Here is a 22,730-nt window from a genome sequence, read left to right on the forward strand (position 1 = left end):
TTAGAAAATTCAAACAAAAATTGAATAGCGATTCATTTTTTGTAATCGATTTCAACATAAAGACGGAACCATCAACTTGATGGTTCCGTTGTGATTATAATTTCTTGATTTTGTCCTGCTCAATGACAATTTTCTTTTCTTTGTACAATTTGCCTAGAGCTCGTTTGAAGCTGCCTTTACTCATCTTGAAGACTTCCCTTATAGCATCAGGATCAGATTTATCCGAGAATGGCAGCTCGCCGCCGTACTCATCCAGCATGCTCAATATCAGTTCGCTGTCATCATCCATTCGAACATGTGCCAGAGGTAAGAAGGACCCATTCAACTCACCGTTATCTTTATGACCGATAATGCGTACTGATACACACTCACCAAGTCTCGGCTCTTCTTTCCTTTCAGACTCATGGACGAATATTTTATAGCCTTCTTTTGATAATAGAAATGTCCCGATTCTCAAGAGACGATAAGGATAAGCTTCAATGGTCGAATGAAGCACTGATTCCTCAGCAGGTGTATAGAGGCTTGTTACAATCGTTTCACTTGCGAGGCGTGCATAGATTTGATCATTTTTGTCAACGCGCAGCGTACAGAACAACTCATCGCCATTCTCCGGCCAGACCTCTTTCACTTTCGGCAGGTCTTCCCATGGAATGATGATCTCTCTCGGCAAGCCGGCATCTACCGTAACCCCATCACGGTCTTTTTTGATGACTTTGACCCAGTCATATTTATTGGTCGTAATGACCGGCATATTTTGCGTAGCGAACAACTCACCGGTCCGCCCTGGATAGACGAAGAAACTGTAATCTTCTCCAATTTCAAGCTCATCGCCCTCTTCTATCTCTGATGCATTCAATTTGACACTTTCGTTATTGGGTCCTGCCAGTTGGTATGTAGACCCTTCTAGTCCGATGACCTTCAAGAAATCGATACTTCCTGACAAGCGTTTTTCGTTATTTTCCATACGTACTCCTTTATTGCCTTTTTTCATATTATAACACCTCAGTATAATTAAAGTATAAGCGTATGATGAAATATGTTATAATTTTGAGCGGAAAACAAATATTAAGGAGAATGTTATGTTACAAGTATCTAATGTCAGTCTTCGTTTCGGTGACCGCAAATTATTTGAAGACGTTAATATTAAATTTACACCCGGCAACTGTTATGGCTTAATCGGAGCGAACGGCGCTGGAAAATCGACTTTTCTGAAAATCCTATCCGGTGAACTTGATTCACAGACAGGTCATGTGTCGTTAGGGAAAGATGAACGACTATCAGTATTAAAACAGGACCACTTCGCTTATGAAGATGAGCGCGTACTAGATGTTGTTCTACGTGGCAATGAAAAATTATGGTCAGTCATGCAGGAGAAAGATGCCATCTACATGAAACCTGACTTCAATGACGAAGATGGGATGCGTGCTGCAGAACTTGAAGGTGAGTTCGGTGAAATGGGTGGATGGACTGCTGAAAGTGATGCGCAAGTGTTGCTCTCAGGTGTTGGGATTAAAGATGAATTTCATGATAAAACCATGTCAGAACTTGAGAACAATCAAAAAATCAAAGTCCTTCTTGCACAAGCACTGTTCGGTGAACCTGACGTGTTATTGCTGGATGAGCCTACCAATGGTCTTGATATCCCGGCAATCAGCTGGCTTGAAGATTTTCTGATCAATTTCAATAACACAGTCATCGTCGTTTCTCATGACCGTCACTTCTTGAATAATGTCTGTACTCATATCGCTGACCTTGATTACGGCAAAATCAAAATTTATGTCGGCAACTACGATTTCTGGTATCAATCCAGCCAACTAGCCCAGCAGATGCTGCAGGATTCAAACAAGAAAAAAGAAGAGAAAATTAAAGAACTTCAAGATTTCGTTGCCCGCTTCTCTGCGAATGCATCCAAATCAAAACAGGCCACAAGTCGTAAAAAGATGCTTGAAAAAATTGAACTGGATGATATTCAACCGTCTTCACGTAAGTATCCATTCGTCAACTTTAAGCCAGAGCGTGAAATCGGTAATGAACTGCTGCAGGTTCAAGGACTGTCTAAATCCATTGATGGTGTGAAAGTTCTTGATAACTTGTCATTCACTATGAACCCGAACGACAAAGCAGTTCTTGTCGGTGATTCAGAGATCGCGAAATCCACGCTCCTTAAAATCCTTGCAGGTGAAATGGAGCCGGATGAAGGCAGCTATAAATGGGGAGTCACTACTTCTCAGTCTTACCTGCCAAAAGATAATTCCGAATTCTTTGAAGGTAAAAATATCGATCTTGTTGAGTGGCTGCGTCAATATGCCCCGCCGGAAGAACAGACTGAAACATTCCTGCGCGGATTTTTAGGACGTATGCTGTTCTCAGGTGAAGAAGTACGTAAAAAAGCAAAAGTTTTATCCGGTGGAGAAAAAGTTCGCTGTATGTTAAGCAAAATGATGTTATCTTCTGCTAACGTCCTGCTGTTAGATGAGCCGACTAACCACTTGGATCTCGAAAGTATCACAGCTGTCAATGATGGTTTAAAGGCATTCAAAGGATCGATTATCTTCACATCTTATGACTTTGAATTCATCAACACTATCGCAAACCGGGTCATTGATTTGAATGTACCTGGTGCGTTATCAAAAGAAATCACCTATGAAGAGTATTTAAAAGAACAAGGTGTATTGAAATAGTAATATTGACTGATTAATTTAATAATTATGATAAATGTACTATACAAATAAAGTATGTTTCGATATAATGAGAACCATCAATTGAATAGGTAGAGATGAGGCGCATCAATCATTAGTAAATAAAGTGTAGATCTGCAAGTACTTTATTGAAAGGGTGAGATGCCGAAATCGGAGTCGTTGTTGCAGCAGTGCTCCGGTTGGATTCACAGGTTAAGAGCTAGGAATCTGTCATTATTTGATAATAATGGAGTGCATCACTTGTAAATAGATAAAACAAGTCCGCACGCGGACTTGTTTTTTTATTTATAGATGCCATAGGAGGCAAACTTGTGGTAATAAAACGCAGTGTATTGAAATTCGGCGGTACGTCAGTCGCTGATTTCGAAAAGATCAAAAATATCGGGAATTATCTTAAAAATCGCATTGTTCAAGGTGAACAATTAGTCGTTGTTGTCTCAGCTATGGGTAAGACAACAGATGCATTGATTGAAAATGTCAACCAGCTGTCATCGAGACCCAATGAAGAGAACCTTGCCCTGCTGCTCACTACAGGTGAACAGCAGACCATATCATATCTTGCCATTGTACTGCATGAGCTGGATGTCAAAGTAAAGGCACTGACAGGATTTCAGGCAGGTATTAAGACAATGGGTCATCATATGAAGAGTAAGATTCAAGATATTGAAGCTGCTGTTATTGATAAAAACTTTGAATCCAATGATGTCTTAGTTGTAGCCGGCTTCCAAGGGATCAATGAATTTGGTGAGATTACAACGCTTGGGCGCGGCGGCAGTGATACAACAGCAGTGGCCATTGCCTCAGCCATCAACGCACCATGTGAAATTTATACTGATGTTTCCGGCGTCTATAGCACAGACCCGCGGCTTTATCCGACGGCGAAGCGGCTTGACGTGGTGAGCTTCGAAGAAATGATGGAGATGAGTGCTCTTGGAGCGGGCGTCCTTGAAACAAGAAGTGTAGAAATCGCTAAAAACTATAACATCCCTATTTATCTAGGAAAAACGTTATCAGATGAGAAAGGAACTTGGATTATGGACAAAGAAGATATTCTTGAGAAAAAAGCAGTCACTGGAGTTGCACTGGACAAAGACATGAACTATGTAACACTCAGCTATCCGATGTATGATAAAAATTTATTAGAGCAGTTGTTTCAATTGTTCGAACGTGAAGAGATCAATGTAGATATGATCTCTCAGACAGTCAACAGCGAAAGTCTTCAGCTGTCCTTCACGATGAAGGATACAGATGTTCATCAAATCAATGAAATCTTCAGCACATTAATTTCAACGTTCCCTTCTCTTGTCTACAACGTGGAAGAAAATTATGTCAAAGTGTCTGTTATCGGTTCTGGTATGAGAGATATGTCAGGTGTCGCTTCCAAAGTATTTATGACGCTGCTGAAAAATGATATCAATTTCTATCAGGTCACTACATCTGAAATCAGCATTTCATATGTAGTTGACCGTGACAACGGACAACCTGCAGTAGAACACTTATGCAGCACATTCAACTTATAGGAGGAAATCCCATGTACCGTATAGCCGTAGTTGGTGCGACAGGACTTGTCGGATCTAAGATGCTCGAAGTATTAGCTAGAAAGAATATACCTGTTGATGACCTTATCTTATTTTCTTCAAAGAAATCTGCAGGTAACGAAATAGAGTTTAAAGGGCAGACTTATGTGGTTCGTGAATTGACAGAAGATGCAGCAGAAGAACATTTTGACTTCGTCTTGATGAGTGCAGGTGGTAGTACTTCGCTTAAGTTCTCCCCTCTATTCGAACAGAGCGGTGCAATAGTCATTGATAATTCCAGTGCTTTCAGAATGGATGAAGATATTGATTTAATTGTGCCAGAAGTGAACAGTCCTAAATCTAACCGAACTATCATTGCTAATCCGAACTGCTCCACAATCCAGTCAGTTGTCCCGTTAAAACCATTAGCTGACCGCTTTGGTCTGGAACGGGTCAGCTACACAACTTACCAGGCAGTATCAGGATCAGGAATAGCCGGAAAAAACGATCTTAAAAATGGTGAACAAGGACTACCGCCAACGAACTATCCTCACCCTATTTATAACAATGTCCTTCCTCATATCGATGTCTTTCAAGACGACGGCTATACTAAAGAAGAACAGAAAATGATTGATGAAACGAGAAAGATTCTAGAACTGCCGGAATTACGTGTCACAGCTACATGCGTCAGAGTACCGGTACAGGACAGCCACAGCGTTGCCATCAATGTGACGTTGACTACACCAGCGACTGCAGACGACATTCGAGCTGTACTTGACAAGGCACCGGGCATCGTTGTCGTAGATGATGTCACACAAAACAAGTATCCGATGGCCATCCAGTCAACAAATAAGGATGAAGTGTTTGTCGGCCGTATTCGTGTCGATGAATCAATGCCTCAATCTTTCCATATTTGGTGTACAGCTGATAACTTGTTAAAAGGGGCAGCATTGAATGCTGTGCAAATATTGGAACAAATTCATCATACAAGGAGTGAGTCACATGACTAAGTTATTTCAAGGGACAGGTGTAGCAATAACGACCCCATTTAAAGACGGAGCTGTAGACTATGAAACATTTGAACAGCATATTGAATTTCTTATCAGCAATCAAATCCAGTCACTATTCGTCAATGGTACGACAGGTGAAGGCTCTACGTTGACAAAGGATGAACAAATCAAACTAGTAGAAACAGCTGTCAGAATCGCAGACAAACGCGTCCCTGTCTATGCAGGCAGCGGGACAAACGATACGGCAGCATCCATCCAGCACTCTCTTAACGTAAAGAAAGCCGGCGCAGACGGGATCATGCTGATTACGCCTTATTACAACAAAACCAATCAGCGCGGCTTAATTGCTCACTTCAATGCCATTGCTGATGCCGTAGAATTACCGGTTATTCTCTACAACGTCCCTTCAAGAACAAATGTAACGATTGAACCTGAGACTGTCAAAATACTGTCTGACAATCCTTATATCGTTGCTCTGAAAGATGCAACAGGCGATATGCAGTATTTGGAAGCGGTCAAATCTTTAGTTCCTGAACATTTCGGCCTGTACAGCGGCAATGACGATTCATTCATCGAGTTTTTAAATCACGGAGGTGATGGTGTCATCTCAGTCATTGCAAATGCCATTCCAAAAGAATTTCAGGAAATCTATACGGCTTATCAATCTAATCCTGATGATGCAGGCGATTTATTTGCTGAAGTCAGTCCATTGATTGAAGCATTAAGTGTAGATATCAACCCGATGCCAATCAAAGCTTTGATCACTTACTTAGGTTTTGCAGATGGGAGCTTAAGATTGCCGCTTGTCCCTCTGACACCACACGAAACAAAAGCAATTATCCATGTCTATGAACAGATCAAGGACGGGATACTATGAAAATTCTACTCGCTGGTTACGGTGCCATGAACAAACGTGTCGCAAAGTTTGCTGAAGAACGCGGTCATTCCATAGAAGGGATATTGACGAACCGACAAGGCGATTATCCTTATCTGAGCTTCTCGTTGGATAGTGACTGGCCGAAAGCAGATGTTATCATCGACTTCTCTCATCCAGAGCTGTCACTGCCGTTAATCGCTCAATCAAAAATTCCTATCGTCATGGCGACGACTGGTCAGAAGGAAGCGATTATTCAGTCACTTGAACAAAGATGTTCAGAACTTCCTGTATTCTTCAGTGCGAATATGAGCTATGGCGTCCACATATTGACAGAGATCATTAAGTACAGTGTTCCCCTGCTCAAAGATTTTGATATTGAACTGACTGAAAAACATCACCGCAAAAAAATCGATGCCCCGAGTGGTACGTTAGTCAAACTCTATGATGCGATTAAAGAACAACGGGCGCAATCAGTACCGGTATACGATCGCAGCGACAGTCATTCCCCTCGTACAACTGAAGAAATCGGAATCAACGTTGTGCGCGGTGGTACGATTGTCGGCGAACACGAAGTTCTGTTTGCCGGCCATGACGAGACGATACAAATCATCCACCGGGCGCAAAGTAAGGATATCTTTGCGAATGGCAGCATCGATGTCGCTGAACGATTGATTGATAAAGAACCCGGTTTTTATACTTTTGAAACATTATAAAATGAAAAGAGGAATACAAATGAAAGAATTTACAGCACAGGAAATCATCCAGTACATCAGTGAGTCTAAGAAACAAACACCAGTGAAGGTCTATGTCAACGGGAATTTTGATAGTGTGACTTTTCCAGATAGCTTCAAAGTATTTGGTTCAGAGTCATCAAAAACTATTTTTACGGATTACAGTGACTGGTCCGCATTCTATGAAGAGAATGCATCAATTATCGCTGAATTTGAAGTGGAATATGACCGCAGAAATTCTGCTATTCCGCTGATTGATCAGACACGTATCAACGCACGCATTGAACCGGGTGCCTTTATTCGTGAACATGCAGTGATTGGAGACAATGCGGTCATTATGATGGGCGCTACAATTAATATCGGTGCGATTGTCGGTGAAGGTACTATGATTGATATGAATGCGACTTTAGGTGGTCGTGCTACAACAGGTAAAAATGTCCATGTAGGTGCCGGCGCTGTCTTAGCTGGTGTCATTGAGCCGCCAAGTGCGCAGCCTGTTGTAATTGAAGATGATGTTTTGATCGGTGCAAACGCTGTCGTATTAGAAGGTGTACGTGTCGGCAAAGGTGCTGTAGTAGCTGCCGGCGCCATCGTCACTGAAGATGTGGCTGCTGGAACTGTTGTTGCTGGGACCCCTGCCCGTGTGATTAAGCAAGTGTCTGAGGTAGAAGGCTCTAAAATAGAGATTGTCCAGGCTTTACGTCATTTAAAATAATACATTATGAATAAGGACGGGGCTGATTATCGGTCTCGCTTTATTCTTATTAGGAGAATGATAATGGAACTACATTATTTAACTGAAACAAGACGTCATCTTCATCAGCATCCTGAACTCAGTATGGAGGAATATCAGACGACAGCATTTATCAAAGAACAGCTGGATGATATGGGCGTCAGCTACGAGTCGCCTCTTCAGACGGGTGTCATCGCAAAAATCATTGGCAGCAGTCAGCAGGCTGTTGGTTTTAGAGCAGATATTGATGCACTTCCGATACATGAGGACAATGATTGTTCATTCAGGTCAACGGTTGATAATGTCATGCATGCATGCGGTCATGATGGTCATACAACGATGCTGTTAGGATTCGTCAGACGTGTTAAGAGACTGGCAGATAGCGGCCAATTAAAAACAACTGTCTATTTTATCTTTCAGCCATCTGAAGAAACAATGGCCGGCGCCAATCAATTGATACAAGCCTATCCATTCAGTCAACTTAAAGGAATATACGGCCTTCATTTAATGCCCGATAATGATGAAGGGATTATTTTATCGAAACCAGGACCATTGACAGCAAGTGCTACGGAATACCGTTTTTTTATTAACGGTACTTCTGCTCATGTAGCCAACAAAGAACAAGGACATTCTGCAGGTGAAGCTCTGACATTCATCCTTTCTCAACTGAGTCAGCTTCAGCATTATCACCTTCCCGGTTTAAGACAGAATATCGTTCATATCGGCAAATTCCACGCAGGCGAAGCAATTAATACTGTCCCTTCTACCGGTTATCTGGAAGGTACTATACGCACGTTCAATATGGATGATCTGGCAGCTGTGAAACAGCAGATGGAACAAATCCGAAAGGCTTGTGAAGTGATTTCAACTGTATCCGTTGAATTGAAATTTGCTGAGGGCTACCCTCCCACGATAGTAGATGACGATTGCTATGAAGTCATGCGTCAGGCAGCAGCAACCACTGATCTTGTCTGGATTGAAAAGGTTGATCCTTATTTATTCGGAGAAGACTTTGCTTTTTACAGCACTATTGCGCCTACAGCCTTTGCTTTTCTTGGCTGCCGTAATGAGGATAAAGGCTATACAACAGGACTTCATACGTCGACATTTAATTTTGATGAATCAGTACTCGTTAAGGGCATCGATGTCTTTGAGGCTATTCTACAGCGCTATGAGGCTACTATATGACGGCAAGATGGACACTGGATGCTCAACTATTTCATGATAATGTTGCCCATGTCATTCAAAACCAGCCTGTGATGGCTGTAATGAAAAATAATGCCTATCATTATGGTCTTGATTTTGCGGTGAATGCATTTTTAAAACAAGGCATTACAACTTTCAGTACTACTGTTTTAAGAGAAGCAGTGAGAATCAGAGAACTTGCGCCAGAGGCAGTTATCTTCCTGATGAACCCCAGCACAGAATTCCATATTATAAGAGAGCAGCGTATTCATATGACACTTCCTTCGCCCGAATTTTATCATCAGCATCAAAGTGACCTGGCGGGTATTAATGTGCATCTAGAATACGAGAACTTTCTCCACCGTTCAGGCTTCAGAACGTTTGACGACATGATTCCAGTCATACAGACGAATCGTGAGCTGCCGAAAAGTGAACAGATGTCGATCGTCGGCATATGGACTCACTTCGGATACGCGGATGAGTTTGATGGTGACGAGTATTTGGACGAAAAGCAGGCATGGTTAACTGGTCTAGAGAAGATAAAGACCTATCATGACTTTGAATTCATACATGCTCAGAACAGTGCGAGTTTTGTCCGGGATGGTTTGTTCACAGGACATAGTCATGCGAGGCTCGGTATCATTTTATATGGCTCTCGTCCTTATTCATCATTACCCGAATCGCTCACACGCCAGTCACTGACCATTAGTGCAAATGTCATACAAGTACGCCAGCTTGAGAAAGGTCAATCAGCCGGCTACAGTTTTGCTTTTACTGCAGAGCATTCGACACGTCTCGCAGTTGTCGATCTAGGTTATGGTGATGGAATTTTAAGGACCCGAAGCAAACATGAATGCTTGATCAATGGTCGCCGCTATCCGATCAAGGCATTGATGATGAGCCATATGTTTGTCGAGGTTGACAGCAATGTTGCCGCAGGAGATGAAGTCATACTCTATAGTAATGACATTCGTATCGATGAATATACATTTAAAGGTGTCGGTGCTAATTCTGAACAGTTGAGTGCGCTCAACCACCATTCATTATTAAAGGAGATTAAATTATGACATTACAATATGTTCAAAATGAACTTACATTGCACGGACATCGACTAAGTGATATTGCCAAAAAATATGGTACCCCTCTCTTTGTGTATGATGAGACATTGATCCGTGAGCAGTGCAGAAGATTCCATCAAGCACTCACAAAATCTGAACTGAACTATACGATTTCTTACGCTTCAAAAGCATTCTCATCTATCCAGCTGTTCAATTTGATGGCTGAAGAAAACATGGGTCTTGATGTCGTCAGTGAAGGTGAATTATTTACGGCACTGCAGTCAACAGTGCCAGAGAACCGGATTCATTTCCATGGCAACAACAAAACTAACCAGGAAATTAAATATGCTATAACATCAGGGGTAGACTATTTTGTGATTGATAGTTTAAGCGAAATCGACCGTCTAGATGCATTAGCAGACCGTCCTGTCAAAGCTGTACTGAGAATTAATCCAGGTGTTGAAGCTCATACTCATGAATTCATTCAAACCGGTCAAGAGAACAGTAAATTCGGACTCAGTATCAAAAAAGGACTTGCCCTCGAAGGCATTAAAAAAATTCAGTCATCAAGTCATATTGAATTCATGGGAGTCCATTTTCATATAGGGTCACAAATATTTGAATCAACAGGAACAATCGCAACCATCCATTTAGTGATTGACTGGTTATCCGAAAATAATATTCCGATTGAAGTACTGAATATCGGCGGCGGATTCAGCATCAAATATACTGACGATGATGTCAGCTACCCTATTGAAGAAGGCATTCAGGCTATTACTGATGCTCTCAAAGATGCTTGTCAGAGAAAAGATTATCCGCTCCCAGAGATTTCACTGGAACCTGGCCGTTCGATTGTTGGAGCTGCTGGTATTACCTTATATGAAGTCGGTACAATCAAAGAAATTCCTGACGTCAATTATTATGTCTCTATTGATGGTGGCATGAGCGATCATATCAGAACAGCACTGTACGATGCTCAGTACGAACTGAAGCTTGTGAATCGCGATGAACCACACGACAAATTGATGACGATTGCCGGAAAGTTATGTGAGTCAGGTGATATCATTCGCCGTGATATCAAATTACCATCAAGCATCCAGTCCGGAGATTATTTAGCTGTCTTGTCCACAGGTGCCTACCATTACAGCATGAGTTCAAATTATAATCAAATGTTAAAACCTGCTGTTGTATTTGTCAGTGAATCAGGTGTCCGTGAAGTCATCCGTCGTCAAACACTTGAACAATTGATTCAAAATGAAGTGTTAGATTAAACTCCTATCTTTAGGAGTTTTTTATTGTTATTTTTTTTATAATCGTATTATTAAGTTTACATAACATAATTATAATTTATAAAATGATAAAATTTTTTATAGATATAAAATAAGGCACCCTAACCAATTATGTTAGGGTGCCTTATTAACGTTACAGTATAATTATAAATTATAATTTAACAACGTTAGCCGCCTGCGGTCCACGATCGCCTTCAACGACTTCGAATTCCACTGCTTGGCCTTCTTCTAAAGATTTGTAACCTTCTTGGTTAATTGCTGAAAAATGAACGAATACGTCATTTTCTCCTTCGATTTCGATGAATCCGAAACCTTTTTCTGCGTTAAACCATTTTACTGTACCTTGTTTCATGTTTGAAACCTCCAAGACTAAAAATTCAATATGCAATTATTCACATATTACAAAATAAATACGTTTGTTATTCACTTTGTAATATGGAATAACGCTTATTGCTTGTATTTATTATAAAATAAGGAGGTATAATAATCAATACTATTTTGTGTTAATTTATACATTTACATAGTTTACCATCCTGTAATACAACATCATCTCTAAGCGGTATCACACTATGGTAAATCTGTACATCTTCATCGCACTCTTCACAAAATTCTAATTCACAATTTCGATAAAATGCATGTATATGATGTTTGCCGATAATTTCATTAGGGTATTGCTTTCTCATTTCTTCCAGCTGTGCTTTATATCCTTCTTTAAATGCTTCTTCTGTCTGATATGAACTGCTCGTGATGACTTTTTCCTGCCAGCCATCAAACAACCACCAGCCTTCATAGTCAGCCCTCATGATTTTTATTTGAAACATATGATTCGCCTTCTTTCCAATCCAATCTATATTATGTAAGCTATATGATCAGATTTCAAGTAATACACTTGATAATGCTATTTATTAGGAATTTCATGTAAAAATCCATATAATTATGTTAAGAGGTGAAACCCATGATAACTCAACAAATTAAAGTCTATGGTCGCGTACAAGGCGTCGGTTTCAGAAATGCAACTATAACCCTGGCAAAAAAATTCGATGTGACGGGTACCGTTCAAAATGTCGATGATTACGTCGAAGTCTATGTGTCAGGCGAACGGAATGAAGTTCAACGGTTTTCTGAAAAAGTGATTAAAGGCCCTGCCTCTTTTTCTAGAGTGAAATCTTATGAAGTTCAGGAAGTTCCTTATCAAGATTATAATCAATTCAAGCAAATTTAACCTCAGTTATTTACAAAAAGGAAATGATGACTTATGAAGTATAGTGTCTCACATTTTATTGGTGCCATATTAGCCGTTCCAGTGGCGTTGATTGTCGGTTTCATCAGTATCAACTTCTTTGTTGTTGATCAATGGATAGATTGGCTGCTTATGATCGGCAGCTATATCGGAGCATACATCCCTATTCAAATGACAACGTCTAATCAATACTTGAATGAAATGGGTTTATCTCGCCGGGAATACAAATATGTGAGAAAGCATTTGACTGAGGCTAACCCTAAAGTCAAAACATTGCTCAGTCAATACACAAAAATCCGCAGCTATACAGATTTTAAGACGATCAATGAAATTAACCGGATCGTAAGAACCATCTACAAAACCGTTCAAAAAAATCCTAAGAAATTTTTTAAAGTAGATAGTTTCTTTTTTTCACATCTTGATAACACTGTCAATTTAATTAATCAATACGTTTACTTAGCAAGAATGCCTCACAAAAATGACGATGAAATGAAACAGCTCAATGCAGCTAAAATTACATTAGAAGAATTAAAGCGGACATTACAGGCTGATTTAAGAGCGTTAAATGCTGAAGATTATCAGCAGATGTCTGTTGAAGTGGATCTTGCCAAAATCAATCAGCCAAAATCTCTTGAACATCAAGAACAAGTAGAAGTTCCTGTACTAAAACGTTCGCAGCAAAAAGAAAGGATTGAACGCTAATTATGCCAAAAGATGAATTGTTAGATGACTTGACTGCAAATCCATTTGCTTCAACTGAATTACAAGCTGAATTACAAGCTCAACCCGTTATCCGACCGGATATTACGACGCAGACTGCTGAACTCTCCCCTGAAAAGAGAGAAAAAATCAACCAGATTAAAAACCAGATTAAACCGCTGGACAATGAAAATCTATTGATGTACGGTGCGAATGCTCAGATGAAACTGTCACAGTTCTCTCATCAAATTCTAGATGAAGTACAACGAAAAGATATCGGTCCCATTGGTGACAATTTAGATCATTTGATGAACAAGCTCAAAGAAATCGATCCGGACGAACTCAATCAGCAGGAACGTTCCCGATTTAAACGACTGTTTAAAAAGGTCTCTTCGAGCATTAACGAACTGCTGTCGAGATACCAGTCTGTTTCAGGGCAGATTGACCGTATCTCTGTTGAACTATCTCATTCTAAAGATGTGTTGATGAAGGATGTTGCACTTCTCGATCGACTCTATGAAGAGAACCGTTCTTATTTTGAAGCACTGGATATGTTCATTATGGCTGCAGAGGAAAAACGAGATGAATTGAATGCTGAACTTCCGATGCTTCAACAAAAAGCAGCAGCTTCAAATGATCAGTTGATGGTACAGGAAGTCAATGATATGCGTCATTATATCAACAGACTCGATAAACGTGTCTATGATTTAAAATTATCCCGTCAGATTACATTGCAGTCAGCTCCACAAATTCGGATGATTCAAGATGTCAACCAGACGCTGGCTGAGAAAATACAGAGTTCCATATTGACGAGTATTCCATTATGGAAAAATCAAATGGCGATTGCGTTGTCACTGCTGCATCAACAAAAAGCATCTAAAGCGCAGCAGCAGGTGACGAATACAACGAATGAACTACTACTTAAAAATTCTGAAATGCTGAAAACCAATACAATATTGACCGCTCAAGAAAATGAACGAGGTATTGTGGAAATTGAAACATTGAAAACAACACAGAATAACATTGTTGAAACTATTCGCGAAACACTTACTATTCAGCAGGAAGGTGCTTCAAGACGTCGTGCTGCTGAAGCAGAACTCTCCAAAATGGAAAACGATCTTAAAAATCAGCTGCTGCAGCTGCAAAATGAAAAAAATCAATCGAACTATTAGTTCGATTGATTTTTTTAGTTGTATTGAATTTTTTCCTGGCGTGCACCAAGCAGATAACCGATGATATATCCGACAACTGCAAACAGCAACCATTCCATAGACTCCGCTTTTAAAGGCAGGTTGTCGATAAACGACAAGTTGATTACTTGATAAGCATGCATCACTGATAACAGCGATACAACCGTCACTAATCCTAGAGCAACCTGCTGTGCAAGCGGTGGTGTCGGAATAAATTTAGCAAGCAGCATCACTAGAACAAGTGTCATCGCAATAGGATACAACACAAGCAATACTGGCACTGATTTTGAAATAACTGCGGACAGCCCCTGGTTTGCAAGGATGAAACTGAACAAAGTAAAAATGATGACATAGACTTTGTATGAAACTTTCGGGAAAATTTCATGGAAATACTCACTGACAGCAACAATCAATCCAACAGAAGTCGTCAAACAAGCTAATGTGACAATAATACCGATCAGCAGCTTACCAAAACTACCAAACGTATCATCTGCTACATGTGTCAAAATATAAGTACCCAGATCCAGTTGATTTTTATCAATCTTTGCCATTTCAGCTGCGGAAATGCTGTAATGATTCCCGATCCAGCCGAGAGTCAAGTAGATAAATCCTAAAGCAACTGCAGCAATTGTTCCTGCTAGTACAGTCTGTTTGAACAGCCCTGTTTCCTTAGTGATACCTTTCGCTTTAATAGCATTGAGCACAATAACTGAGAATGCAATTGCCGCAATTGCATCCATCGTTAAGTAACCTTCAGTGAATCCTTTGAAGAAACTACTTCCTCCAGATACATAGGATTCAGTGTCAGACGGTGTTGCAGGTTCGTTGAATAAAATATATATCCCTCGGATCACTAGTAAGACAATAGATACAAGTAAGACGGGTGTTAACACAGAACCCACTCTATCTACCATTTTAGAAGGATTAACTGCCAAAAAGAAAGAAATGCCAAAATAGATGAGTGTGAAAATAAATAAAGACAAAGCCGAAGGTGAATTGAGAAATGGTACAATAGCCATTTCGTATGATGTTGCACCTGTACGCGGAATGGCAAACAATGGACCAATCGTTAAGTAAATAGCCATTAAGAAAATGACACCAAATATTGGATTGATTTTACGAAGTGCTGCTTTGTACCCGCCCTCATCAAGAGAGCCGACAATAATTCCTAAAAGCGGCAGCCCTACGCCTGTAAAAATAAATCCTAAAATAGCAGGCCAGAAAAATTCACCACTTGCAAAACCAAGTTTAGGTGGAAAAATCAAATTACCAGCTCCGAAGAAGATGGCAAATAGCATAAAACCAATAACCCAAGTATTTTTTTTCATAAAACTCCTCCTAAACAATAAAATGATAACAGAAAAATCATAACACTGTGCCGCGTTGAAGTCCAACACTTTCTGAATATTTAAAAAATATAATTAAATATTAAACGACTAATGTATAGATTGCAACAGTAACTTTTTTAGGAGTGGTGAAATGACAAACGGTAAATTTTCTACACCTTCCACAAATACACAGTAATCATTATAGATATTTTTAATAGTTGATTCTACATGGGCTTCAATAGGCGACTGACTTAAAAATACGTTGATTACATATATTCCACGTCGTCTCAAATTCATCACTGCTTCATGAGTATCAATGATTCCATTTGATTCATAGCCGAATGCCGACGGTTCCCCGTCAGAGAAAACAATGATGAATTTCTGCAGTTCGCTGCGTCTACTGATCATCTCCCCTGCCACTCTAATGGCAAGTCCGTCTCTATTATCATCTTGTGCCTTAATGGTTGCAATACCATGACCCGCGTAAACGTTCAGTGATTCCTGATAGTTGACAAGATAATCAAAAATATTACGCTGAGACTGCTCGTCCGAGCTAAATGTGTCTTCATTGAATGCCATGATCTCGTGGCGGATGGACAGCTTCTTTAACGTTTCATGAAACAGTGTAATCCCTTTTTTAGTTTCTTCGATTTTATCTTCCATACTGTATGAAGCATCAACCAAGAGAGTGAATGTGGCATCCAGTTCTTTTGACTGCATATCGTTTTTGTAAAATAATCGTTTTTGATCGTCCAAAAACCAATTGACAAGTTTTTTATCAAGCCGCCCTTTTGTCAGATGCGTTCTTGAATTTTCATTGCGATGTGCAATCGTCTTCTGAATAATCGAAGTGAGTTTTCTTACTTCAGGCAGAACTTCTTTCTGAATTAAGGAATAATTTTGTACTGTTTCTCCAGTAATGACGGGTGTTTTCCATTCAATCATGACGTTGCTGTTTTCTTCACCCAGCTGCTCAGAAATATCAACGCCTTCACCGTCTTTTTTTGATTCACTTTTACCTCGACCTGCCATGATCTCAGTAGGTTCATCGGAGGAATGTCCTTCTCTGCCTTCCGCTGTTTTCGCACCACTGTTCTGTCCTTCAGACACTTCTGTTTGAAGATAGCTGTCAGACTGTCCTTCAGCTGAACGGCTCTTAGCCATCACTTCTTCAGTGTCAATATCACCTTCTGTTGAATCGTTTCCGGCAAGTTCAACTCCTTTGATTTCTTTGAATCTTTTAATATCTTCGAGCAATTTAACAGGCAGATAATAATAATCATTTAACATATCACGGGTCAGCAGTTCATCGATGATATACATCATCGCAACAGCAAGATCAGCGCTGTCTTCAGTAGAATTCAATGTAAATAAACGGCTCAGCAGCTCACGCAGTCGTCCATTGATTGTTTCATCATAGGCGGTTTCAAGGCCCAAAATATTATCGGTCAATACTGCCTCCTCAATTTGAAGAAACAGTAGGTCGGTCGGCATCTTTTTCGTACGATAGACTGTCAGCTGACTGGCATTATCCTGACGTTTTAATAATCGTCTTGTAGTAAAATATTTTTTTGCAGCAGGGCGTTTTTTAATGATGAACTGTGTTAAGCGCTGTTCTTCCAGCATGACAAAGAGCTGCATGAAAAACTTTCTGTAGAGAAAATCTTCTTCAAGCATCGTAAGAATAACGTCCTGATCTTGAGCACTATAGCCCATCCCATATAGCAGACAGTCGCTTTTCAAAGCATATATTTCATCATGCGCCTCACGATGCCGCCATTTAAAACTAACATTGAGCTGTTTCTCAAGCGGATTGTAGTAGCCGAATTTTTGATAGCCGACTTTCACTTCATTATCTTCCATGACAAGCTGTGCTAGATCAGTGAGCATCATCAACTGTGACGGATCAATCTTTTCATCATTGAACAGTATAAATTTATCTGCCATTAAAATGTCAGTTCCATCGCATTGATAATTGCCTGCTGTTCTCTTTCATCTTCCAGTTTGTCAATGACAGCTCTTTTGATTGCCCGTTCAACCGGCATAATAGTTGTCAGATCACATAAATCAAGAAGTGCCCTAATAGAGCTTGCTTCTTCGCTGATCTGTCCCTGCTCAGCCATCATCACTAAATCTTTGTTGAACTGAATCAGTTGACCGATTAATCTCTCATCTGTCAGTTGAGTCTGTTCCATGATAACCTGCTTTAATATTTCTCCTGAAATATAATGCATATCAATGACGACAAAACGATTTTTCAATGCTTCATTCATCGGTAATGTACCAATGTAACCGACATTGATTGCAGCAATGACTGCAAAATCATCATGAGCAGTCACTACTTCTCCAGTAAATGGATTGGTGATCGTACGTCTGAAGTCCAGCACACCATTTAAAATCGGCAGTGTCTCAGGCTTCGCCATATTGATTTCATCGATGTAGAGCAGCCGTCCTTCTTTCATCGCCTGAATCACGGGTCCTTCGACAAACGTAATTTGAGTTTCACCGTTCACTACTTCAATCGTCTTAAAACCGAGCAGACTTTCCGCATCGAGATCAACAGAACAATTAATACTATTCATCTCTTGTTTTAACTGCAGCTTCAATGTTTCAGCAAGTTTAGTCTTGCCTGATCCCGTCGGCCCTTTCAGCAAAATATTTTTTTTGAGCTTAATCATGTTTATGGCATCGTTTAATATCGTAGTATCTTCATTTTGATATAAATTCATCACGAACCGTCTCCTTCAATAATAAAAAGGGCTTTCGCCCTTTAGATTTCTTCAAAATATTCCTTGTAGTAACCGCCGACTTTACCGCTGTTATCTCTTATATGATAGTACTCTTCCGTTTCATTGACAACATCATATGTCTCGCCTATCGTCAGCATATCACTTACTTTGTATTTTTTTGCTTGAGTCTGTACGACTTTCACTTGTTTAATCGGCTCTTTAATCAGCCATTCTTCATGTAACATAACAATCCTCCGTAAATTCAATTACTATAACAAATAATACACTACTTTTGACTATGAAATAAAGAGATTTAATGAAAATTTATGATGACCAGCAAAACAACGTCCTGACTTAATGATATGTCAGGACGTTGTTGTAAATCAGCTTTCAAGTAATAGATCTTCTGGATTTTCAATCAATTCTTTAACTGTTTTAAGGAAGCCGACTGCTTCTTTACCATCAATAATTCTATGGTCATAGCTTAATGCGATGTACATCATCGGACGATTTTCCATACGCTCTTTATCAATAGCAATAGGGCGCGTGACAATTGAGTGCATTCCTAGAATCGCTGCCTGCGTTCCATTGATAATCGGTGTCGACATCAATGAACCGAACACGCCGCCATTAGTAATGGTGAATGAACCATTCATCATATCGTCCAGCCCAAGTTTTTTGTCGCGTGCTTTCACTGCAAGATCGTAAATACTGCCCTCAATTTCAGCAAAGTTCTTTTTATCACAATCACGTACAACTGGAACAACAAGCCCTTCTTCTGTTGATACTGCAACACCGATATCATAGAACTGTTTTAATACTAAATCATCACCGTCGATTTCAGCGTTAACCGCAGGATATTTTTTCAGTGCAGCTACAACTGCTTTCGTGAAGAACGACATGAAACCGAGACGAGTTCCATTATGATCTTCCTGGAACTTGTCTTTTTTACGTTTACGAAGTTCCATCACATTCGTCATATCCACTTCGTTGAATGTCGTCAGCATTGCTGTATTTTGAGATACTTCCAGTAATTTATTAGCAATTGTTTTACGGCGGCGTGACATCTTCTCACGGATGACCGGTTTATTAGGGTTTTCTTTCGGTGCCGCTTTCTCAGCAGGTGCAGCTGCTCTCGGTGCTTCCTGCTTCGTGCTGTTCTCAACATCATGGCTCCGGATTAAACCACGTGGGTCTTTCGCATTGATTTCACTTAAATCAATGCCTTTTTCACGCGCTAGTTTACGTGCAGAAGGTGTTGCCACAATTCGTTCTACTTTGTTTGTATCTTCAACTGCTTGTTCGACAGTCGGTGTTTTTTCAGCATTTCTATTATTATCAGGTGCTGGTGCTTCTGATTTCTGTTCCGCAGGTTGTGCATTACTTCCGTTTTCATCAACGATTGCAATGACTGACCCTACTTCGACTGTGTCGCCCTCTGCAGCCTTCAATTCAGTGACAATTCCTGCTTCTTCAGAAATCACTTCAACGTTGACTTTATCGGTTTCAAGTTCAACGATATTTTCACCCTTCTCAACACGGTCGCCCACTTGCTTAAACCATGTTGAGATCGTACCTTCCGTAATTGATTCTGCTAATTCTGGAACTCTGATTTCTGCCACTTTAATTTCCCCCTTAAATAGTTAACGCGTTCTGAATAATTTGAGACTGCACAAGCTTATGAATTTCATTGTCGCCTTCTGATGGGCTTGAACGCTCGATTCTACCGTAGTAGTTGACAGCGATATTGCCTGCTAATGCTTCCAGCTGAGGATAAATGTAATTCCATGAGCCCTGGTTTTTAGGTTCTTCCTGAACGAAACCGATCTCCTTGATGCCTTTAAGCTCATTGATCACTGCTTTGATTTCTTCAGCAGGCAGCGGATACAGCTGTTCAAGTCTGACTAGCAGAATCTCCTCGTTCGGTGATTTCTGCAGTTCAGTGTACAGATCAATCGCCACTTTACCGCTCGCAATCAGTAATTTCTTCACTTTTGTCTTTTTGAAGTTGTCCACAATAATCGGTCTGAATGAACCTGTTGTGAATGCGTCTACTTTGTCAGATACAAAGTTGTTGCGCAGCAGACTCTTCGGCGTCATGACTACTAATGGTCTCATCTTGTCAGTGTTCAAGAAATGTGCCTGTTTGCGAAGTAAGTGGAAGTAATTAGCTGTACTTGTTAAATTTGCTACAGTCCAGTTATTTTCAGCGCCCAGCTGTAAATATCTTTCTAGACGAGCTGATGAATGTTCCGGCCCTTGACCTTCGTAGGCATGTGGCAGCAGCAATGTCAGACCTGTCGTTTCGCCCCATTTCGCGTTCGCGCTGGAAATAAAGTTATCAAACATCATCTGTGACATGTTTGAGAAGTCGCCGTACTGGGCCTCCCAGACCGTCATCGCTTCTTTGTTCTCCACGTTATAGCCGTATTCAAATCCGACAACCGCCGCCTCTGACAACGGTGAGTTATGAATATCAAACGATGCCTGACTGTCAGTGATGTGCTGAAGTGGTGTATATTTAGCGCCTGTGTTCTCATCACTCAATACAGCATGACGCTGTGCGAATGTTCCCCGTTCAGAATCCTGGCCCGTCAGACGGACTGGATGGCCGTCTTCAATGATTGTGCCGAATGCAAGCAGTTCTGCATGCCCCCAGTCAATCAATCCATCTTTAGTGAACGGCTCATGACGTCTGTCTAGTATTTTTGAAAGCTTGCCGAACAGTGTAAAGCCTTCCGGATAAGTCAGCATCTCTTCGTTCAGTTTTGTCAGTCTGTCTTTAGTGACACCTGTTTCAACGGTCTGTTGACCTGTGCTGACAGCTTCCGGCATCGCCATCTCAGCATCAAGCACTTTTTCGTTCTTATCGATGGCATTATGCGCAGAGCGAATCGCTTCTTCTGTCTGACGGAAGATCTCATTCATTTCATCTTCAGTGATCGTTCCTTCAGCAACAAGTTCCTTGCCGTATTTAATCTCAATGCTCGGGTGGCCTTTCACTTCTTTGTAGAGCATCGGATTAGTCACTGACGGCTCATCCATCTCGTTATGGCCGTAGCGTCTGTAGCCGACTAAGTCAATCACAAAGTCTTTGTTGAACTGCTGACGGAACTGCATCGCTAGAATCACCGAGTCAATACATGCCTCTACATCATCTGCATTGACATGAACGATCGGTATGTCATAGCCTTTCGCTACATCAGTCGCATAGACTGTAGAACGTGAATCATAGCTTTCAGTAGTGAAACCGACGCGGTTGTTCGTGATGATATGGAGTGAACCGCCTGTAGAATATCCTTGAAGATTGCTCAAGTTCATGCTTTCAAAATTGATACCTTGACCCGGGAATGCAGCATCACCGTGAATTAAAATCGCAAGTGCTTTATTGAAATCGACTTCCGGCTTCGTGACACCTGTAGTCTCTTCCTGATTAGCACGCGTCTTACCTAACACGACAGGAGCAACAATCTCTAGATGACTCGGATTATTGGCAAGTGTGATCATTTGTTCAGTGCCGTAACGTGTGGTCTTTTTAACGCCGCCTAAATGATACTTAACGTCCCCGGTCCAGCCTTTAGTGACTTGAAGACTACCGTCTTCCGGCAGGAATTTCATCGGGTCTGTATGCATGAATTCAGACAGCATCATTTCATATGGTTTTTCAAGAATGTGTGTCAATACATTGAGGCGACCGCGGTGAGCCATACCAATCTGGATATTCTTGATGTTATTATCGCTCGAAATAGCCAGCACTTTTTGAAGCATCGGCACTAAAGCATCGACCCCTTCAATTGAAAAGCGTTTTGCTCCGACGAAGTTTTTATGAATATATTTTTCAAACCCTTCAACTTGAGCAAGACTTTTGAGCAATGTGATTTTTTCTTCTTTGGTGTATGAATTTTTATTGTTTGACTCGATCGTTTTTTTCAGCCAGTCACGTTCTTCGGTGTTGTTGATATGGCTTACTTCATAAGCGATTGTTCCTTGATAAATTTCAGACAGCTGTGTCACTGCCTCATAGGCATGAGCAGCCTGCCCGTCAAAATGAGCGGACACTAAACTTGCCGGCAACTTTTCAAGGTCCTGTTGTGTCAAGTTAAAATCTTCTATAGTTAATTTCGGCAGATTTTCACGTTTAGGTTTATAGAGTGGATAAATATCAGCCGTAAGATGCCCGTACTGCCTAATATTATCAACCAGTCTCATCACCGATTTTACTTTTTCTGAATCGATGCCACTGACCACTTGACCAGTTGATATCGTTGAAAATAATTCTTGTAGTTCCCCTGTCACAGATGCTGGATCTTGAGCATATTGATCGAACATCTCTAGTAGATAACCTAAATTCGCACCGAACCTAGCAGGCGCTTCTTCGAGGTTTTTCCCTTTCATTTTAGTTCCACCCTCCACAATTGATATAAAACGTTTACATACCCTATTTT

Annotated in this window: 21 protein-coding genes and 1 riboswitch; of the genes, 12 read left to right on the top strand and 9 right to left on the bottom strand. The window is 40.6% G+C overall.

What is annotated here, in order from left to right; translation table 11 throughout:
- Nucleotides 1–94: 94 nt before the first annotated feature.
- A complete protein-coding gene (locus AC3IPL_RS05350; RefSeq protein WP_489239562.1) occupies nucleotides 95–964 on the bottom strand; it encodes a CvfB family protein in 870 nt (289 codons plus the stop codon).
- 115 nt (nucleotides 965–1,079) lie between these two features.
- Here AC3IPL_RS05350 and AC3IPL_RS05355 point away from each other — a divergent pair, with 115 nt between their 5' ends.
- From AC3IPL_RS05355 to lysA, 9 genes are all read left to right on the top strand, one after another.
- Complete coding sequence (locus AC3IPL_RS05355; RefSeq protein WP_489239564.1) at nucleotides 1,080–2,681, top strand: ABC-F family ATP-binding cassette domain-containing protein; 1,602 nt, start codon at nucleotides 1,080–1,082, stop codon at nucleotides 2,679–2,681.
- 87 nt (nucleotides 2,682–2,768) lie between these two features.
- Nucleotides 2,769–2,944, top strand: a riboswitch (Lysine riboswitch).
- A gap of 72 nt (nucleotides 2,945–3,016) precedes the next feature.
- Nucleotides 3,017–4,219: an aspartate kinase gene (locus tag AC3IPL_RS05360; protein WP_489242281.1), complete on the top strand. Its 1,203-nt coding sequence runs from the start codon at nucleotides 3,017–3,019 to the stop codon at nucleotides 4,217–4,219.
- A gap of 11 nt (nucleotides 4,220–4,230) precedes the next feature.
- Nucleotides 4,231–5,226 carry an aspartate-semialdehyde dehydrogenase gene (locus AC3IPL_RS05365; RefSeq protein ID WP_489239566.1) on the top strand — a complete coding sequence of 332 codons (996 nt, stop codon included), beginning with the start codon at nucleotides 4,231–4,233 and terminating at the stop codon, nucleotides 5,224–5,226.
- A complete protein-coding gene (dapA, locus tag AC3IPL_RS05370; protein ID WP_489239568.1) occupies nucleotides 5,219–6,103 on the top strand; it encodes a 4-hydroxy-tetrahydrodipicolinate synthase in 885 nt (294 codons plus the stop codon). The genes AC3IPL_RS05365 and dapA overlap by 8 nt, the downstream gene beginning before the upstream one ends.
- Nucleotides 6,100–6,816 carry a 4-hydroxy-tetrahydrodipicolinate reductase gene (gene dapB / locus AC3IPL_RS05375; RefSeq protein WP_489239570.1) on the top strand — a complete coding sequence of 239 codons (717 nt, stop codon included), beginning with the start codon at nucleotides 6,100–6,102 and terminating at the stop codon, nucleotides 6,814–6,816. The genes dapA and dapB overlap by 4 nt, the downstream gene beginning before the upstream one ends.
- A 19-nt stretch (nucleotides 6,817–6,835) precedes the next feature.
- On the top strand, nucleotides 6,836–7,549 hold the full coding sequence (gene dapD / locus AC3IPL_RS05380; protein WP_489239572.1) for a 2,3,4,5-tetrahydropyridine-2,6-dicarboxylate N-acetyltransferase: 714 nt from the start codon (nucleotides 6,836–6,838) through the stop codon (nucleotides 7,547–7,549).
- 60 nt (nucleotides 7,550–7,609) lie between these two features.
- Nucleotides 7,610–8,755: a M20 metallopeptidase family protein gene (locus AC3IPL_RS05385; protein WP_489242282.1), complete on the top strand. Its 1,146-nt coding sequence runs from the start codon at nucleotides 7,610–7,612 to the stop codon at nucleotides 8,753–8,755.
- Nucleotides 8,752–9,819: an alanine racemase gene (locus tag AC3IPL_RS05390; protein WP_489239574.1), complete on the top strand. Its 1,068-nt coding sequence runs from the start codon at nucleotides 8,752–8,754 to the stop codon at nucleotides 9,817–9,819. The genes AC3IPL_RS05385 and AC3IPL_RS05390 overlap by 4 nt, the downstream gene beginning before the upstream one ends.
- Entirely contained in the window at nucleotides 9,816–11,081 is a 1,266-nt protein-coding gene (gene lysA, locus AC3IPL_RS05395; RefSeq protein WP_489239576.1) for a diaminopimelate decarboxylase, read from the top strand. The genes AC3IPL_RS05390 and lysA overlap by 4 nt, the downstream gene beginning before the upstream one ends.
- Nucleotides 11,082–11,250: 169 nt before the next feature.
- On the opposite strand, the gene cspA is transcribed toward lysA, so the two are convergent.
- Nucleotides 11,251–11,451, bottom strand: coding sequence for a cold shock protein CspA (cspA, locus tag AC3IPL_RS05400; RefSeq protein ID WP_016912585.1), 201 nt, complete (start codon nucleotides 11,449–11,451; stop codon nucleotides 11,251–11,253).
- 151 nt (nucleotides 11,452–11,602) lie between these two features.
- On the bottom strand, nucleotides 11,603–11,920 hold the full coding sequence (locus tag AC3IPL_RS05405) for a DUF1033 family protein (protein ID WP_489239583.1): 318 nt from the start codon (nucleotides 11,918–11,920) through the stop codon (nucleotides 11,603–11,605).
- 134 nt (nucleotides 11,921–12,054) lie between these two features.
- On the opposite strand from AC3IPL_RS05405, the gene AC3IPL_RS05410 reads away from it, so the two are divergent.
- From AC3IPL_RS05410 to AC3IPL_RS05420, 3 genes are read left to right on the top strand one after another with little or no spacing between them, the layout of a single operon-like run.
- Nucleotides 12,055–12,321, top strand: a complete 267-nt coding sequence (locus AC3IPL_RS05410) for an acylphosphatase (RefSeq protein ID WP_489239585.1) — start codon at nucleotides 12,055–12,057, stop codon at nucleotides 12,319–12,321.
- Between the two features lie 33 nt (nucleotides 12,322–12,354).
- Entirely contained in the window at nucleotides 12,355–13,041 is a 687-nt protein-coding gene (locus tag AC3IPL_RS05415) for a 5-bromo-4-chloroindolyl phosphate hydrolysis family protein (protein ID WP_489239587.1), read from the top strand.
- 2 nt (nucleotides 13,042–13,043) lie between these two features.
- Entirely contained in the window at nucleotides 13,044–14,210 is a 1,167-nt protein-coding gene (locus tag AC3IPL_RS05420) for a toxic anion resistance protein (protein WP_489239588.1), read from the top strand.
- 14 nt (nucleotides 14,211–14,224) lie between these two features.
- Here the strand turns inward: AC3IPL_RS05420 and brnQ are convergent, their stop codons facing one another.
- From brnQ to AC3IPL_RS05450, 6 genes are all read right to left on the bottom strand, one after another.
- Nucleotides 14,225–15,556 (bottom strand): branched-chain amino acid transport system II carrier protein, encoded by a 1,332-nt coding sequence (gene brnQ, locus AC3IPL_RS05425; RefSeq protein ID WP_489239590.1) that lies wholly within the window; start codon nucleotides 15,554–15,556, stop codon nucleotides 14,225–14,227.
- Between the two features lie 108 nt (nucleotides 15,557–15,664).
- Nucleotides 15,665–17,503 (bottom strand): vWA domain-containing protein, encoded by a 1,839-nt coding sequence (locus AC3IPL_RS05430; RefSeq protein ID WP_489239592.1) that lies wholly within the window; start codon nucleotides 17,501–17,503, stop codon nucleotides 15,665–15,667.
- Nucleotides 17,503–18,285 (bottom strand): AAA family ATPase, encoded by a 783-nt coding sequence (locus AC3IPL_RS05435; RefSeq protein ID WP_489239594.1) that lies wholly within the window; start codon nucleotides 18,283–18,285, stop codon nucleotides 17,503–17,505. Before AC3IPL_RS05435 ends, AC3IPL_RS05430 begins: the two co-directional genes overlap by 1 nt.
- Before the next feature lie 41 nt (nucleotides 18,286–18,326).
- Nucleotides 18,327–18,530, bottom strand: coding sequence for a DUF6501 family protein (locus AC3IPL_RS05440; protein WP_489239596.1), 204 nt, complete (start codon nucleotides 18,528–18,530; stop codon nucleotides 18,327–18,329).
- Nucleotides 18,531–18,668: 138 nt separating this feature from the next.
- Entirely contained in the window at nucleotides 18,669–19,907 is a 1,239-nt protein-coding gene (gene odhB / locus AC3IPL_RS05445) for a 2-oxoglutarate dehydrogenase complex dihydrolipoyllysine-residue succinyltransferase (protein WP_489239598.1), read from the bottom strand.
- A 13-nt stretch (nucleotides 19,908–19,920) separates the two neighbouring features.
- On the bottom strand, nucleotides 19,921–22,680 hold the full coding sequence (locus tag AC3IPL_RS05450; RefSeq protein ID WP_489239600.1) for a 2-oxoglutarate dehydrogenase E1 component: 2,760 nt from the start codon (nucleotides 22,678–22,680) through the stop codon (nucleotides 19,921–19,923).
- Nucleotides 22,681–22,730: the final 50 nt, after the last annotated feature.

Source organism: Macrococcus sp. GL_134 (assembly GCF_057834705.1).

Excerpts from the sequence above, each read along its gene's own strand:
- AC3IPL_RS05410 (WP_489239585.1), top strand. The coding sequence starts at position 12,055 with ATGATAACTCAACAAATTAAAGTCTATGGTCGCGTACAAGGCGTCGGT.
- brnQ (WP_489239590.1), bottom strand. The coding sequence starts at position 15,556 with ATGAAAAAAAATACTTGGGTTATTGGTTTTATGCTATTTGCCATCTTC.
- AC3IPL_RS05390 (WP_489239574.1), top strand. The coding sequence starts at position 8,752 with ATGACGGCAAGATGGACACTGGATGCTCAACTATTTCATGATAATGTT.
- AC3IPL_RS05355 (WP_489239564.1), top strand. The coding sequence starts at position 1,080 with ATGTTACAAGTATCTAATGTCAGTCTTCGTTTCGGTGACCGCAAATTA.
- AC3IPL_RS05450 (WP_489239600.1), bottom strand. The coding sequence starts at position 22,680 with ATGAAAGGGAAAAACCTCGAAGAAGCGCCTGCTAGGTTCGGTGCGAAT.
- AC3IPL_RS05350 (WP_489239562.1), bottom strand. The coding sequence starts at position 964 with ATGGAAAATAACGAAAAACGCTTGTCAGGAAGTATCGATTTCTTGAAG.
- dapA (WP_489239568.1), top strand. The coding sequence starts at position 5,219 with ATGACTAAGTTATTTCAAGGGACAGGTGTAGCAATAACGACCCCATTT.
- AC3IPL_RS05415 (WP_489239587.1), top strand. The coding sequence starts at position 12,355 with ATGAAGTATAGTGTCTCACATTTTATTGGTGCCATATTAGCCGTTCCA.
- cspA (WP_016912585.1), bottom strand. The coding sequence starts at position 11,451 with ATGAAACAAGGTACAGTAAAATGGTTTAACGCAGAAAAAGGTTTCGGA.
- AC3IPL_RS05365 (WP_489239566.1), top strand. The coding sequence starts at position 4,231 with ATGTACCGTATAGCCGTAGTTGGTGCGACAGGACTTGTCGGATCTAAG.
- dapB (WP_489239570.1), top strand. The coding sequence starts at position 6,100 with ATGAAAATTCTACTCGCTGGTTACGGTGCCATGAACAAACGTGTCGCA.
- AC3IPL_RS05435 (WP_489239594.1), bottom strand. The coding sequence starts at position 18,285 with ATGAATTTATATCAAAATGAAGATACTACGATATTAAACGATGCCATA.
- AC3IPL_RS05430 (WP_489239592.1), bottom strand. The coding sequence starts at position 17,503 with ATGGCAGATAAATTTATACTGTTCAATGATGAAAAGATTGATCCGTCA.
- AC3IPL_RS05440 (WP_489239596.1), bottom strand. The coding sequence starts at position 18,530 with ATGTTACATGAAGAATGGCTGATTAAAGAGCCGATTAAACAAGTGAAA.
- AC3IPL_RS05405 (WP_489239583.1), bottom strand. The coding sequence starts at position 11,920 with ATGTTTCAAATAAAAATCATGAGGGCTGACTATGAAGGCTGGTGGTTG.
- AC3IPL_RS05420 (WP_489239588.1), top strand. The coding sequence starts at position 13,044 with ATGCCAAAAGATGAATTGTTAGATGACTTGACTGCAAATCCATTTGCT.
- dapD (WP_489239572.1), top strand. The coding sequence starts at position 6,836 with ATGAAAGAATTTACAGCACAGGAAATCATCCAGTACATCAGTGAGTCT.
- lysA (WP_489239576.1), top strand. The coding sequence starts at position 9,816 with ATGACATTACAATATGTTCAAAATGAACTTACATTGCACGGACATCGA.